Raw genomic sequence first — 15,133 nt, 5'->3', positions numbered from 1 at the left:
TTATGGAAAGCAGGTGTTTCAAAATGAATGCAATTATAAAGACAACAAATCTCACTAAGATTTATGGCAAACAAAAATCAGTAGATACTCTAAATATAACTGTAAACCAAGGAGAGATTTACGGATTTATCGGGCGAAATGGTGCTGGTAAAACGACTACAATTCGAATGCTACTAGGATTAATAAGACCTACAAGCGGAAAAATCGAAATATTCGGGGAAGATTTTTTTCAACACCAAAAAGAAATTTTAAGGAGAATCGGTTCTATCGTTGAGGTTCCGGGGTTCTATGAAAACTTAACTGCAAAAGAGAACCTATTAATTAATGCAAAAATAATCGGTGTTCATAAAAAGAATGCGATTGAAGAGGCATTAGAAATTGTAGGGCTAGAGCATGAAACGAAAAAGCTAGTGGGAAAATATTCATTAGGAATGAAACAGCGACTAGGGATAGCGAGAACTCTACTCCATTATCCAGAATTATTAATATTAGATGAACCGACAAATGGCTTAGATCCAATTGGTATTAAAGAAATGCGAAAGCTTATTAAATCTTTGGCACAAGAAAGAAATATAACGATATTAATTTCTAGCCATATTTTAGCCGAAGTCGAACAACTAGTAGATCGTATGGGGATTATTCATGAAGGGAAGTTATTAGAAGAGACTTCTCTTGATGCACTTCGAAGAACAAACCGTAAATACTTAGAATTCCAAGTCAATAATGATAATAAAGCTGCGATGCTTTTAGAAAAACAATTTCATATTTTTGATTACGAAGTACATGATGAAGGGAATATTCGCGTTTATTCTCATTTCGGTCAACAAGGACAGATTAACAGAACGTTCGTTCGAAATGATATCGAAGTATTAAAAATTATGATGAGCGAAGATAGATTAGAAGATTACTTCACCAAATTAGTTGGAGGTGGAACAATTGGTTAATCTACTATACACAGAATTATTAAAATTAAAACGTTCTAACATGTTCTTAATTAGTATTATTGGAGCGGCGGTAGCACCGTTTATGATAGTTTTAGCTTTTTATATAGAAATGAAAACAAAACCATCCGCTTCCCCTGCAAATTTTGATGCCCTTTTTATTAATGTTAATATGTATACTATTTTATTTATGGGAGTTCTTCTATATGGAGTCGTTACCGCTTATCTCTTTAATCGTGAATACACAGAAAATACATTAAAAAACTTATTAACCATTCCTGTATCACGTTTTAATTTTATTATGAGTAAATTCATCCTTTTATTTATTTGGATCATGATACTGACTATAGTTGCATGGGGACTAACTTTACTATTAGGGCTATTAGGAGGTTTTCCTGGATTAAGCATCCTATTACTCTTTCAATTTTTGGTGAAATTTTTAATAGGCGGTGGATTCCTTTTTATTTTATCTTCCCCTATTGTACTGCTAACTCTTGTCATGAAGACTTATGTTCCGCCTATTATATTAACAATTGTTATAGCAATGGTAAATGTTCTAACTACAAGTTCAGAACACAAAGATTTGTTTCCTTGGACGGCTGCACTAGATATAGTAAACAATGAATTGCAACCAACATATCCTCCAGAATATTCTTATGTCATCATTGCCGCTACAGCTATTATCGGCTTTCTCGCAACAATATTCTATTTTAAAAAAATTGATATTCATTAATTTATAAAGATAATAACTTTCTCTTTATGTCTCTATATACAGCATTTTCATTTAAATACTAGGAGGGAAATTATGAGCGATACAATCATTGCCTTCATACTTGGCATTGTAGAAGGACTGGCCGAATTCTTGCCTATCTCTTCTACTGGGCATCTTATATTAGTCGGACACTTATTAGGCTTTGAGGGAGAAAAAGCAAAAACATTTGAGATCGTTATACAATTAGGAGCGATTTTAGCTATTGCTGTTTTATATCATAAACGACTTGTTTCCTTATGTAACATTAAGCCTCTCTTGCAGAAAGAGAAAAAATTTAATGCACTACATGTTTTCCTAGGTGTATTCCCAGCTGTAGTTGTTGGCTTACTATTACATGATGTAATCAAAACATACTTATTTCAGCCATATACTGTCGTTATTGGGCTTGTAGCAGGAGCATTTCTTATGATTTTTGCAGAAGTTAAAAAAACTGAGGCCACCGCTTATTCATTAGACGATTTAACATATCGTCAAGCATTAACAATTGGTTTATTTCAATGTTTAGCGGTATATCCTGGTTTTTCAAGAGCTGGATCCACAATGTCTGGAGGATTGTTAGCAAAAGTGAATTATAACGCTGCATCAGAATTTTCTTTTCTTATTGCTCTTCCCGTCATGGTTGGCGCAACGGGTCTAGACTTATTAAAAAGTTGGGAGTATTTAAGTATAGATGATCTTCCCATGTTTGCAGTAGGATTTATTACTTCTTTTGTAGTAGCAATGTTAGCAGTAGTAACTTTTTTAAAGTTACTAGCAAAAATCGGTTTAAAGCCATTTGCCTATTACCGCATTTTGTTAGCTATTGTATTTACTATATTCGTATTGCTCTAACTATAGAAAGATCACCTATAAAAAGACAGCAACTAACCGATATTCCTATGGAAGAATCGGTTAGTTGCAATTATACCACCCTAACAGACGTACCTTCTTCATTTTGACGAAAAGATACGTTAAACAAACTCTCCATAAAAAGCGTTGGTTTTATTACTCGAAATAAATTATCTAATCTTGAAAACTTAGGTAGTCGTTTAAAATGGCTTGACTTCTTTATTCCGAATATTCTTTAATATTATTATAGAGGTTTATAGGAAAGATAGATGAACAGAACCTTATGGCAGGGAATTATGTATTTAACTATACAATAGAGAAATAGGTGAATGATACAAATGAACCAATTAGCGCAAAAATATTGGAATAAATATTGGGGGGAAAGCGAAAAACCGAAATCTGTCAGTGCATGGCAGTTCGGGGCATCTCCTGACTATCTTGCTCAATTAGTAATTGATAGCGTAAAAACAGCAACATGCTCTGGTCATATCTTCTATGAACTAGACAATGAGCCACTTCCAGCAATAAATGATTATAGTATTATCTTGAATAGCCATGATGAACCTGTAGCCATTATTAAAACAATAGAAGTAACTGTAACACCAATGAATGAAGTGCCCGAAGAATTTGCCATTGCAGAAGGCGAAGGTGATCGAACTTATGACTACTGGAGAAAAGCACATATAAAATTTTTCACAGAAGAGTTACACAAAATTGGACGTGAATTTTCTGAAGACATGTTACTCGTTTGTGAGCGTTTTAAACTCATTGATATCAAAAGATAAACATAGCTACTATTCACACTCAAGCCCATCATCTATGATTCGAGAGATACATATAGATGATGGGCTTATGTTATTATCTCTAACTTGGAGAAAAGAAGTCTTATGAAGGACTGCAAAAAAATATAAACAATACTTACATATACAAAACATTTTTGCAGAGCATCTCACAAACTTGTCATTCTGTAGAGGAAGCTACACAAACTATCAATGCTTCTCCAAAACAATTCGTCAAAAATATTTGTATGATTCTGAGCAAGCACTTCTAGAGTAGGTAAAACATTACATATTGAGAGGCCACAGTTAGCCCCCAAGCAAGAAGTGTTAGAACATACAGGATATCCAGTTGGTGGAGTACCTTCATTCAGAATTAAAATCTATTTTTACTGGAGGCGTTTCTCCGTACTCTTTAGTAAAAATAAAAGTTGAGGATATGTTAAAAGTGAATAGAGGAAAATTATTTGCATACGGAAATAGGTATTATGTTATTAACCACAAAAAAACCTAAGTCGAAATGACTTAGGTTTTTGCTTGGCGACGTCCTACTCTCACAGGGACAAGGTCCCAACTACCATCGGCGCTAGAGAGCTTAACTTCCGTGTTCGGTATGGGAACGGGTGTGACCTCTCTGCCATCATCACCAAACTATTGAAGGTATATTCCTTCAAAACTAGATAACATTTGCTTCATATTATATGGTTAAGTCCTCGATCTATTAGTATTCGTCAGCTCCACATGTCACCATGCTTCCACCTCGAACCTATCAACCTGATCATCTTTCAGGGATCTTACTAGCTTACGCTATGGGAAATCTCATCTTGAGGGGGGCTTCATGCTTAGATGCTTTCAGCACTTATCCCTTCCGCACATAGCTACCCAGCTATGCCCTTGGCAGAACAACTGGTACACCAGCGGTGCGTCCATCCCGGTCCTCTCGTACTAAGGACAGCTCCTCTCAAATTTCCTACGCCCACGACGGATAGGGACCGAACTGTCTCACGACGTTCTGAACCCAGCTCGCGTACCGCTTTAATGGGCGAACAGCCCAACCCTTGGGACCGACTACAGCCCCAGGATGCGATGAGCCGACATCGAGGTGCCAAACCTCCCCGTCGATGTGGACTCTTGGGGGAGATAAGCCTGTTATCCCCGGGGTAGCTTTTATCCGTTGAGCGATGGCCCTTCCATGCGGAACCACCGGATCACTAAGCCCGACTTTCGTCCCTGCTCGACTTGTAGGTCTCGCAGTCAAGCTCCCTTATGCCTTTGCACTCTACGAATGATTTCCAACCATTCTGAGGGAACCTTTGGGCGCCTCCGTTACACTTTAGGAGGCGACCGCCCCAGTCAAACTGCCCACCTGACACTGTCTCCCGGGTCGATAAGACCCGTAGGTTAGAATTTCAATACAGTCAGGGCGGTATCCCACCAGCGCCTCCACCGAAGCTAGCGCTCCGGCTTCAAAGGCTCCCGCCTATCCTGTACAAACTGTACCAAAATTCAATATCAGGCTACAGTAAAGCTCCACGGGGTCTTTCCGTCCTGTCGCGGGTAACCTGCATCTTCACAGGTACTATAATTTCACCGAGTCTCTGGTTGAGACAGTGCCCAAATCGTTACACCTTTCGTGCGGGTCGGAACTTACCCGACAAGGAATTTCGCTACCTTAGGACCGTTATAGTTACGGCCGCCGTTTACTGGGGCTTCAGTTCAGAGCTTCGCTTACGCTAACCCCTCTCCTTAACCTTCCAGCACCGGGCAGGTGTCAGCCCCTATACTTCGCCTTACGGCTTCGCAGAGACCTGTGTTTTTGCTAAACAGTCGCTTGGGCCTATTCACTGCGGCTTTCCGTTAAGAAAGCACCCCTTCTCCCGAAGTTACGGGGTCATTTTGCCGAGTTCCTTAACCAGAGTTCTCTCGCACACCTTAGGATTCTCTCCTCGCCTACCTGTGTCGGTTTGCGGTACAGGCACCTTTTATCTCGCTAGAAGCTTTTCTTGGCAGCGGGGAATCAAAGACTTCGCTCCATAAGGAGCTTCCCCATCACAGCTCAGCCTTCACGATAAGCGGATTTGCCTACTTATCAGCCTAACTGCTTGGACGTGCACAACCAATCGCACGCTTCTTCTATCCTTCTGCGTCCCTCCATTGCTCAAACGATAAAGAGGTGGTACAGGAATATCAACCTGTTGTCCATCGCCTACGCCTGTCGGCCTCGGCTTAGGTCCTGACTAACCCTGAGCGGACGAGCCTTCCTCAGGAAACCTTAGGCATTCGGTGGACGGGATTCTCACCCGTCTTTCGCTACTCATACCGGCATTCTCACTTCTAAGCGCTCCACCAGTCCTTACGGTCTGACTTCACTGCCCTTAGAACGCTCCCCTACCACTGATACCATAGGTATCAATTCGCAGCTTCGGTGGTGTATTTAGCCCCGGTACATTTTCGGCGCAGAGTCACTCGACTAGTGAGCTATTACGCACTCTTTAAATGGTGGCTGCTTCTAAGCCAACATCCTAGTTGTCTAAGCAACTCCACATCCTTTTCCACTTAATACACACTTTGGGACCTTAGCTGGCGATCTGGGCTGTTTCCCTCTTGACTACGGATCTTATCACTCGCAGTCTGACTCCTAAGGATAAGTCATTGGCATTCGGAGTTTGACTGAATTCGGTAATCCGATGAGGACCCCTAGTTCAATCAGTGCTCTACCTCCAAGACTCTTACACTTAAGGCTAGCCCTAAAGCTATTTCGGGGAGAACCAGCTATCTCCAGGTTCGATTGGAATTTCTCCGCTACCCACACCTCATCCCCGCACTTTTCAACGTGCGTGGGTTCGGGCCTCCATTCAGTGTTACCTGAACTTCACCCTGGACATGGGTAGATCACCTGGTTTCGGGTCTACGACCACGTACTAAACGCCCTATTCAGACTCGCTTTCGCTACGGCTCCGCCTCTTCAGCTTAACCTCGCACGGGATCGTAACTCGCCGGTTCATTCTACAAAAGGCACGCCATCACCCATTAACGGGCTCTGACTATTTGTAGGCACACGGTTTCAGGATCTCTTTCACTCCCCTTCCGGGGTGCTTTTCACCTTTCCCTCACGGTACTGGTTCACTATCGATCACTAGGTAGTATTTAGCCTTGGGAGATGGTCCTCCCAGATTCCGACGGAATTTCACGTGTTCCGCCGTACTCAGGATACATTCAAGAGAGAACGAAGTTTCGACTACGGGGTTGTTACCCTCTGTGACGAGCCTTTCCAGGCTGCTTCGTCTACCTCGTTCCTTTGTAACTCCGTATAGAATGTCCTACAACCCCAAGAGGCAAGCCTCTTGGTTTGGGCTAGATTCCGTTTCGCTCGCCGCTACTCAGGAAATCGCATTTGCTTTCTCTTCCTCCAGGTACTTAGATGTTTCAGTTCCCTGGGTCTGTCTTCCTTACCCTATGTATTCAGGTAAGGATACCATACCATTACGTATGGTGGGTTTCCCCATTCGGAAATCTTCGGATCAAAGCTTACTTACAGCTCCCCGAAGCATATCGGCGTTAGTCCCGTCCTTCATCGACTCCTAGTGTCAAGGCATCCACCGTGCGCCCTTTCTAACTTAACCAAACTAAAATTAAAAAAATATGAGCTACACTGTTATCTAGTTTTCAAAGAACATACATTTATTTCTGAGAGATAGTTCTCTCAAAACTGAACAAAACGAAACACGGAAACTTATATTGATGAACAGCGTTCATCAATTCTCCATAGAAAGGAGGTGATCCAGCCGCACCTTCCGATACGGCTACCTTGTTACGACTTCACCCCAATCATCTGTCCCACCTTAGGCGGCTGGCTCCAAAAAGGTTACCCCACCGACTTCGGGTGTTACAAACTCTCGTGGTGTGACGGGCGGTGTGTACAAGGCCCGGGAACGTATTCACCGCGGCATGCTGATCCGCGATTACTAGCGATTCCAGCTTCATGTAGGCGAGTTGCAGCCTACAATCCGAACTGAGAACGGTTTTATGAGATTAGCTCCACCTCGCGGTCTTGCAGCTCTTTGTACCGTCCATTGTAGCACGTGTGTAGCCCAGGTCATAAGGGGCATGATGATTTGACGTCATCCCCACCTTCCTCCGGTTTGTCACCGGCAGTCACCTTAGAGTGCCCAACTTAATGATGGCAACTAAGATCAAGGGTTGCGCTCGTTGCGGGACTTAACCCAACATCTCACGACACGAGCTGACGACAACCATGCACCACCTGTCACTCTGCCCCCGAAGGGGAAGCCCTATCTCTAGGGTTGTCAGAGGATGTCAAGACCTGGTAAGGTTCTTCGCGTTGCTTCGAATTAAACCACATGCTCCACCGCTTGTGCGGGCCCCCGTCAATTCCTTTGAGTTTCAGCCTTGCGGCCGTACTCCCCAGGCGGAGTGCTTAATGCGTTAACTTCAGCACTAAAGGGCGGAAACCCTCTAACACTTAGCACTCATCGTTTACGGCGTGGACTACCAGGGTATCTAATCCTGTTTGCTCCCCACGCTTTCGCGCCTCAGTGTCAGTTACAGACCAGAAAGTCGCCTTCGCCACTGGTGTTCCTCCATATCTCTACGCATTTCACCGCTACACATGGAATTCCACTTTCCTCTTCTGCACTCAAGTCTCCCAGTTTCCAATGACCCTCCACGGTTGAGCCGTGGGCTTTCACATCAGACTTAAGAAACCACCTGCGCGCGCTTTACGCCCAATAATTCCGGATAACGCTTGCCACCTACGTATTACCGCGGCTGCTGGCACGTAGTTAGCCGTGGCTTTCTGGTTAGGTACCGTCAAGGTGCCAGCTTATTCAACTAGCACTTGTTCTTCCCTAACAACAGAGTTTTACGACCCGAAAGCCTTCATCACTCACGCGGCGTTGCTCCGTCAGACTTTCGTCCATTGCGGAAGATTCCCTACTGCTGCCTCCCGTAGGAGTCTGGGCCGTGTCTCAGTCCCAGTGTGGCCGATCACCCTCTCAGGTCGGCTACGCATCGTTGCCTTGGTGAGCCGTTACCTCACCAACTAGCTAATGCGACGCGGGTCCATCCATAAGTGACAGCCGAAGCCGCCTTTGAATTTCGCACCATGCGGTGCAAAATGTTATCCGGTATTAGCCCCGGTTTCCCGGAGTTATCCCAGTCTTATGGGCAGGTTACCCACGTGTTACTCACCCGTCCGCCGCTAACTTCATAAGAGCAAGCTCTTAATCCATTCGCTCGACTTGCATGTATTAGGCACGCCGCCAGCGTTCATCCTGAGCCAGGATCAAACTCTCCAATAAAGTTAGTTTGTCTAGCATCTAAAATAAAAATTGACGTTTCACGTTGTTTGTTTCGTTCAGTTTTCAAAGAACTTGTTTGCCGCTCATTTGCGACTTCCTTATATTAACACTTTCATGTTTCAATGTCAACTAAGTTTTTTATTTCGTTTGTCGCGTTTTGTGTTGTTGCTATCGGCGACTCGTATAATATTACACCTGTATATCGAAATAGTCAATGACTTTTATATAAAAAATTGTTTTTTATCTCTTTTATAGATAAACACTCACAGATTATTAATCTTTTATTCATACACCCTTTCCATTCCTATAGACTCAGTACCCCCAAAAGAGAAAAAAGTAAAACTATTTATCCCTACTAGATATTATAAATGCGTACTCAAGGAGCCTTCATTCTATTTCAGAGTCAAAAGAATGGCAATACTTCATTAGCAATTTGTTTTTTATCAAATAATTTCACTTCAAACATCCTTGGATTATCATCCCTTTGTTCATTATTATAAATACAGTATATAAATGTATAATTCAGTATTGTATTACACGGGTTCCCTAATCTTCCTGTATGCTCCTCTAAACCAATTAAAAAGAGGGCATGCCATTCGATGCATCCCCCCTTTCATATTCTGGCATTAATATGTTTTTTTACTTCCTATCTTCTTTGGTTTGTCAATCAACGGATTTCATTAGAGTACTTAATTTACCTTTATCCGCCCAGATAACCCCAAATAAAACTAGACATCCTCCTATTAATATCTTCCATGTTAAAGATTCTTTTAATAAAATAACCGAAGCAATAATACTTATAAGTGGTAAAGCATTTAAATACAACCCACTTACTGATGCCGAAACTCTTTCTAGCGCCTTATTCCAAAACCAATAAGCTAAGATTGTTGCACAAACAACAAGGTATGTAAAACTAAGCCCTGTCTTCCATGTTTCTATTTGAGGTAGACCATAATAAAAAGTTTCGATAACTGCAAAGGGAAATAGAATGATTGCCCCTATGATTAATGTTAACGTTGTAAATACTTCGTTTGATAGATTCTTTTCTTGTTTTGGTCTTTTTAATAATATTGTATAGAAAGCAAATAAAAAAGTACTTAATAAAATAAGTATGTCCCCAACTAGAGAATCGCTTTGATTATCATTACCAGATGGAATGGTAATACATATTACTCCTATAAAACCTAATATAATTCCAATCCAATAGTTTAACTGAATCTTTTCTTTTAAAAACAGTGCCGAGAAAATAATTGTAACTAAAGGCAAAGCAGCATCAATGATGCTAACATGTAATCCACTTGTTAAAGAAATCCCATACGAGGTAAACATAAAATATCCCGCCACACCAGTAAAAGATAATACGCTTATCCTTTTCCACGGAACATCCCTATTAACAATACTTTTTCGTAGCTGCTGAAAAGAAAACAATAGACATATCCCGCCAGCAAAGCAAAGACGAAGAAATAATAGGGTGAATGGCTGAATTGACTCTAACGCCCATTTTGTCGGAGCAATTGCTATCCCCCATAGTATAATCGCAATTAATAGCATACTTATTCCTTTAATGCTTTTCTCCCCCTTTTCATATATGTCTCTTCATACCATATGTAGACATAAAAGTCCCATTGGAATTTTTTCTTCGATCACTCGCTTATTATGTAAAAACACAAAAAAGACGAGTCATTCTGACTCGTCTAAGGTTGCTTGGCGACGTCCTACTCTCACAGGGACAAGGTCCCAACTACCATCGGCGCTAGAGAGCTTAACTTCCGTGTTCGGTATGGGAACGGGTGTGACCTCTCTGCCATCATCACCAAACTATTGAAGGCATATTCCTTCAAAACTAGATAACATTTGCTTCATATTATATGGTTAAGTCCTCGATCTATTAGTATTCGTCAGCTCCACATGTCACCATGCTTCCACCTCGAACCTATCAACCTGATCATCTTTCAGGGATCTTACTAGCTTACGCTATGGGAAATCTCATCTTGAGGGGGGCTTCATGCTTAGATGCTTTCAGCACTTATCCCTTCCGCACATAGCTACCCAGCTATGCCCTTGGCAGAACAACTGGTACACCAGCGGTGCGTCCATCCCGGTCCTCTCGTACTAAGGACAGCTCCTCTCAAATTTCCTACGCCCACGACGGATAGGGACCGAACTGTCTCACGACGTTCTGAACCCAGCTCGCGTACCGCTTTAATGGGCGAACAGCCCAACCCTTGGGACCGACTACAGCCCCAGGATGCGATGAGCCGACATCGAGGTGCCAAACCTCCCCGTCGATGTGGACTCTTGGGGGAGATAAGCCTGTTATCCCCGGGGTAGCTTTTATCCGTTGAGCGATGGCCCTTCCATGCGGAACCACCGGATCACTAAGCCCGACTTTCGTCCCTGCTCGACTTGTAGGTCTCGCAGTCAAGCTCCCTTATGCCTTTGCACTCTACGAATGATTTCCAACCATTCTGAGGGAACCTTTGGGCGCCTCCGTTACACTTTAGGAGGCGACCGCCCCAGTCAAACTGCCCACCTGACACTGTCTCCCGGGTCGATAAGACCCGTAGGTTAGAATTTCAATACAGTCAGGGCGGTATCCCACCAGCGCCTCCACCGAAGCTAGCGCTCCGGCTTCAAAGGCTCCCGCCTATCCTGTACAAACTGTACCAAAATTCAATATCAGGCTACAGTAAAGCTCCACGGGGTCTTTCCGTCCTGTCGCGGGTAACCTGCATCTTCACAGGTACTATAATTTCACCGAGTCTCTGGTTGAGACAGTGCCCAAATCGTTACACCTTTCGTGCGGGTCGGAACTTACCCGACAAGGAATTTCGCTACCTTAGGACCGTTATAGTTACGGCCGCCGTTTACTGGGGCTTCAGTTCAGAGCTTCGCTTACGCTAACCCCTCTCCTTAACCTTCCAGCACCGGGCAGGTGTCAGCCCCTATACTTCGCCTTACGGCTTCGCAGAGACCTGTGTTTTTGCTAAACAGTCGCTTGGGCCTATTCACTGCGGCTTTCCGTTAAGAAAGCACCCCTTCTCCCGAAGTTACGGGGTCATTTTGCCGAGTTCCTTAACCAGAGTTCTCTCGCACACCTTAGGATTCTCTCCTCGCCTACCTGTGTCGGTTTGCGGTACAGGCACCTTTTATCTCGCTAGAAGCTTTTCTTGGCAGCGGGGAATCAAAGACTTCGCTCCATAAGGAGCTTCCCCATCACAGCTCAGCCTTCACGATAAGCGGATTTGCCTACTTATCAGCCTAACTGCTTGGACGTGCACAACCAATCGCACGCTTCTTCTATCCTTCTGCGTCCCTCCATTGCTCAAACGATAAAGAGGTGGTACAGGAATATCAACCTGTTGTCCATCGCCTACGCCTGTCGGCCTCGGCTTAGGTCCTGACTAACCCTGAGCGGACGAGCCTTCCTCAGGAAACCTTAGGCATTCGGTGGACGGGATTCTCACCCGTCTTTCGCTACTCATACCGGCATTCTCACTTCTAAGCGCTCCACCAGTCCTTACGGTCTGACTTCACTGCCCTTAGAACGCTCCCCTACCACTGATACCATAGGTATCAATTCGCAGCTTCGGTGGTGTATTTAGCCCCGGTACATTTTCGGCGCAGAGTCACTCGACTAGTGAGCTATTACGCACTCTTTAAATGGTGGCTGCTTCTAAGCCAACATCCTAGTTGTCTAAGCAACTCCACATCCTTTTCCACTTAATACACACTTTGGGACCTTAGCTGGCGATCTGGGCTGTTTCCCTCTTGACTACGGATCTTATCACTCGCAGTCTGACTCCTAAGGATAAGTCATTGGCATTCGGAGTTTGACTGAATTCGGTAATCCGATGAGGACCCCTAGTTCAATCAGTGCTCTACCTCCAAGACTCTTACACTTAAGGCTAGCCCTAAAGCTATTTCGGGGAGAACCAGCTATCTCCAGGTTCGATTGGAATTTCTCCGCTACCCACACCTCATCCCCGCACTTTTCAACGTGCGTGGGTTCGGGCCTCCATTCAGTGTTACCTGAACTTCACCCTGGACATGGGTAGATCACCTGGTTTCGGGTCTACGACCACGTACTAAACGCCCTATTCAGACTCGCTTTCGCTACGGCTCCGCCTCTTCAGCTTAACCTCGCACGGGATCGTAACTCGCCGGTTCATTCTACAAAAGGCACGCCATCACCCATTAACGGGCTCTGACTATTTGTAGGCACACGGTTTCAGGATCTCTTTCACTCCCCTTCCGGGGTGCTTTTCACCTTTCCCTCACGGTACTGGTTCACTATCGATCACTAGGTAGTATTTAGCCTTGGGAGATGGTCCTCCCAGATTCCGACGGAATTTCACGTGTTCCGCCGTACTCAGGATACATTCAAGAGAGAACGAAGTTTCGACTACGGGGTTGTTACCCTCTGTGACGAGCCTTTCCAGGCTGCTTCGTCTACCTCGTTCCTTTGTAACTCCGTATAGAATGTCCTACAACCCCAAGAGGCAAGCCTCTTGGTTTGGGCTAGATTCCGTTTCGCTCGCCGCTACTCAGGAAATCGCATTTGCTTTCTCTTCCTCCAGGTACTTAGATGTTTCAGTTCCCTGGGTCTGTCTTCCTTACCCTATGTATTCAGGTAAGGATACCATACCATTACGTATGGTGGGTTTCCCCATTCGGAAATCTTCGGATCAAAGCTTACTTACAGCTCCCCGAAGCATATCGGCGTTAGTCCCGTCCTTCATCGACTCCTAGTGTCAAGGCATCCACCGTGCGCCCTTTCTAACTTAACCAAACTAAAATTAAAAAAATATGAGCTACACTGTTATCTAGTTTTCAAAGAACATACATTTATTTCTGAGAGATAGTTCTCTCAAAACTGAACAAAACGAAACACGGAAACTTATATTGATGAACAGCGTTCATCAATTCTCCATAGAAAGGAGGTGATCCAGCCGCACCTTCCGATACGGCTACCTTGTTACGACTTCACCCCAATCATCTGTCCCACCTTAGGCGGCTGGCTCCAAAAAGGTTACCCCACCGACTTCGGGTGTTACAAACTCTCGTGGTGTGACGGGCGGTGTGTACAAGGCCCGGGAACGTATTCACCGCGGCATGCTGATCCGCGATTACTAGCGATTCCAGCTTCATGTAGGCGAGTTGCAGCCTACAATCCGAACTGAGAACGGTTTTATGAGATTAGCTCCACCTCGCGGTCTTGCAGCTCTTTGTACCGTCCATTGTAGCACGTGTGTAGCCCAGGTCATAAGGGGCATGATGATTTGACGTCATCCCCACCTTCCTCCGGTTTGTCACCGGCAGTCACCTTAGAGTGCCCAACTTAATGATGGCAACTAAGATCAAGGGTTGCGCTCGTTGCGGGACTTAACCCAACATCTCACGACACGAGCTGACGACAACCATGCACCACCTGTCACTCTGCCCCCGAAGGGGAAGCCCTATCTCTAGGGTTGTCAGAGGATGTCAAGACCTGGTAAGGTTCTTCGCGTTGCTTCGAATTAAACCACATGCTCCACCGCTTGTGCGGGCCCCCGTCAATTCCTTTGAGTTTCAGCCTTGCGGCCGTACTCCCCAGGCGGAGTGCTTAATGCGTTAACTTCAGCACTAAAGGGCGGAAACCCTCTAACACTTAGCACTCATCGTTTACGGCGTGGACTACCAGGGTATCTAATCCTGTTTGCTCCCCACGCTTTCGCGCCTCAGTGTCAGTTACAGACCAGAAAGTCGCCTTCGCCACTGGTGTTCCTCCATATCTCTACGCATTTCACCGCTACACATGGAATTCCACTTTCCTCTTCTGCACTCAAGTCTCCCAGTTTCCAATGACCCTCCACGGTTGAGCCGTGGGCTTTCACATCAGACTTAAGAAACCACCTGCGCGCGCTTTACGCCCAATAATTCCGGATAACGCTTGCCACCTACGTATTACCGCGGCTGCTGGCACGTAGTTAGCCGTGGCTTTCTGGTTAGGTACCGTCAAGGTGCCAGCTTATTCAACTAGCACTTGTTCTTCCCTAACAACAGAGTTTTACGACCCGAAAGCCTTCATCACTCACGCGGCGTTGCTCCGTCAGACTTTCGTCCATTGCGGAAGATTCCCTACTGCTGCCTCCCGTAGGAGTCTGGGCCGTGTCTCAGTCCCAGTGTGGCCGATCACCCTCTCAGGTCGGCTACGCATCGTTGCCTTGGTGAGCCGTTACCTCACCAACTAGCTAATGCGACGCGGGTCCATCCATAAGTGACAGCCGAAGCCGCCTTTGAATTTCGCACCATGCGGTGCAAAATGTTATCCGGTATTAGCCCCGGTTTCCCGGAGTTATCCCAGTCTTATGGGCAGGTTACCCACGTGTTACTCACCCGTCCGCCGCTAACTTCATAAGAGCAAGCTCTTAATCCATTCGCTCGACTTGCATGTATTAGGCACGCCGCCAGCGTTCATCCTGAGCCAGGATCAAACTCTCCAATAAAGTTAGT

Annotated in this window: 5 protein-coding genes and 6 rRNA genes; 4 read left to right on the top strand and 7 right to left on the bottom strand. The window is 44.8% G+C overall.

Features of this window, described 5'->3' with window-relative positions:
- Positions 1-23 precede the first annotated feature (23 nt).
- The 4 genes from NSQ40_RS01515 (at position 24) to NSQ40_RS01500 (ending at position 3,326) form a co-directional block, all read left to right on the top strand.
- Positions 24-944, top strand: coding sequence for an ABC transporter ATP-binding protein (locus NSQ40_RS01515; RefSeq protein WP_003194575.1), 921 nt, complete (start codon positions 24-26; stop codon positions 942-944).
- The gene (locus NSQ40_RS01510; protein WP_033795829.1) at positions 937-1,674 is read left to right on the top strand and encodes an ABC transporter permease; all 738 of its coding nucleotides are present in this window, start codon (positions 937-939) and stop codon (positions 1,672-1,674) included. The genes NSQ40_RS01515 and NSQ40_RS01510 overlap by 8 nt, the downstream gene beginning before the upstream one ends.
- A 72-nt stretch (positions 1,675-1,746) precedes the next feature.
- Entirely contained in the window at positions 1,747-2,544 is a 798-nt protein-coding gene (bacA, locus tag NSQ40_RS01505) for an undecaprenyl-diphosphate phosphatase (RefSeq protein WP_003194571.1), read from the top strand.
- Positions 2,545-2,879: 335 nt separating this feature from the next.
- Positions 2,880-3,326 (top strand): ASCH domain-containing protein, encoded by a 447-nt coding sequence (locus tag NSQ40_RS01500; RefSeq protein ID WP_170957110.1) that lies wholly within the window; start codon positions 2,880-2,882, stop codon positions 3,324-3,326.
- Between the two features lie 526 nt (positions 3,327-3,852).
- On the opposite strand, the gene rrf (NSQ40_RS01495) is transcribed toward NSQ40_RS01500, so the two are convergent.
- From rrf (NSQ40_RS01495) to NSQ40_RS01465, 7 genes are all read right to left on the bottom strand, one after another.
- A 5S ribosomal RNA gene (gene rrf / locus NSQ40_RS01495) occupies positions 3,853-3,968 on the bottom strand.
- A gap of 50 nt (positions 3,969-4,018) precedes the next feature.
- Positions 4,019-6,940, bottom strand: a 23S ribosomal RNA gene (locus NSQ40_RS01490).
- 146 nt (positions 6,941-7,086) lie between these two features.
- Positions 7,087-8,638, bottom strand: a 16S ribosomal RNA gene (locus NSQ40_RS01485).
- A 663-nt stretch (positions 8,639-9,301) separates the two neighbouring features.
- Positions 9,302-10,189: a DMT family transporter gene (locus NSQ40_RS01480; RefSeq protein ID WP_003202696.1), complete on the bottom strand. Its 888-nt coding sequence runs from the start codon at positions 10,187-10,189 to the stop codon at positions 9,302-9,304.
- Positions 10,190-10,340: 151 nt separating this feature from the next.
- Positions 10,341-10,456, bottom strand: a 5S ribosomal RNA gene (gene rrf, locus NSQ40_RS01475).
- Positions 10,457-10,506: 50 nt separating this feature from the next.
- Positions 10,507-13,428 (bottom strand): 23S ribosomal RNA (locus tag NSQ40_RS01470).
- 146 nt (positions 13,429-13,574) lie between these two features.
- Positions 13,575-15,126, bottom strand: a 16S ribosomal RNA gene (locus tag NSQ40_RS01465).
- The 16S, 23S and 5S rRNA genes sit together here, the layout of an rRNA operon.
- Between the last annotated feature and the right edge of the window lie 7 nt (positions 15,127-15,133).

Origin of the sequence: Bacillus sp. FSL K6-6038 (assembly GCF_038050455.1) — a bacterium.
In the GTDB taxonomy this organism is placed as follows: Bacteria; Bacillota; Bacilli; order Bacillales; family Bacillaceae_G; genus Bacillus_A; species Bacillus_A pseudomycoides.
This window is presented reverse-complemented; position numbering and strand designations above follow the sequence as displayed.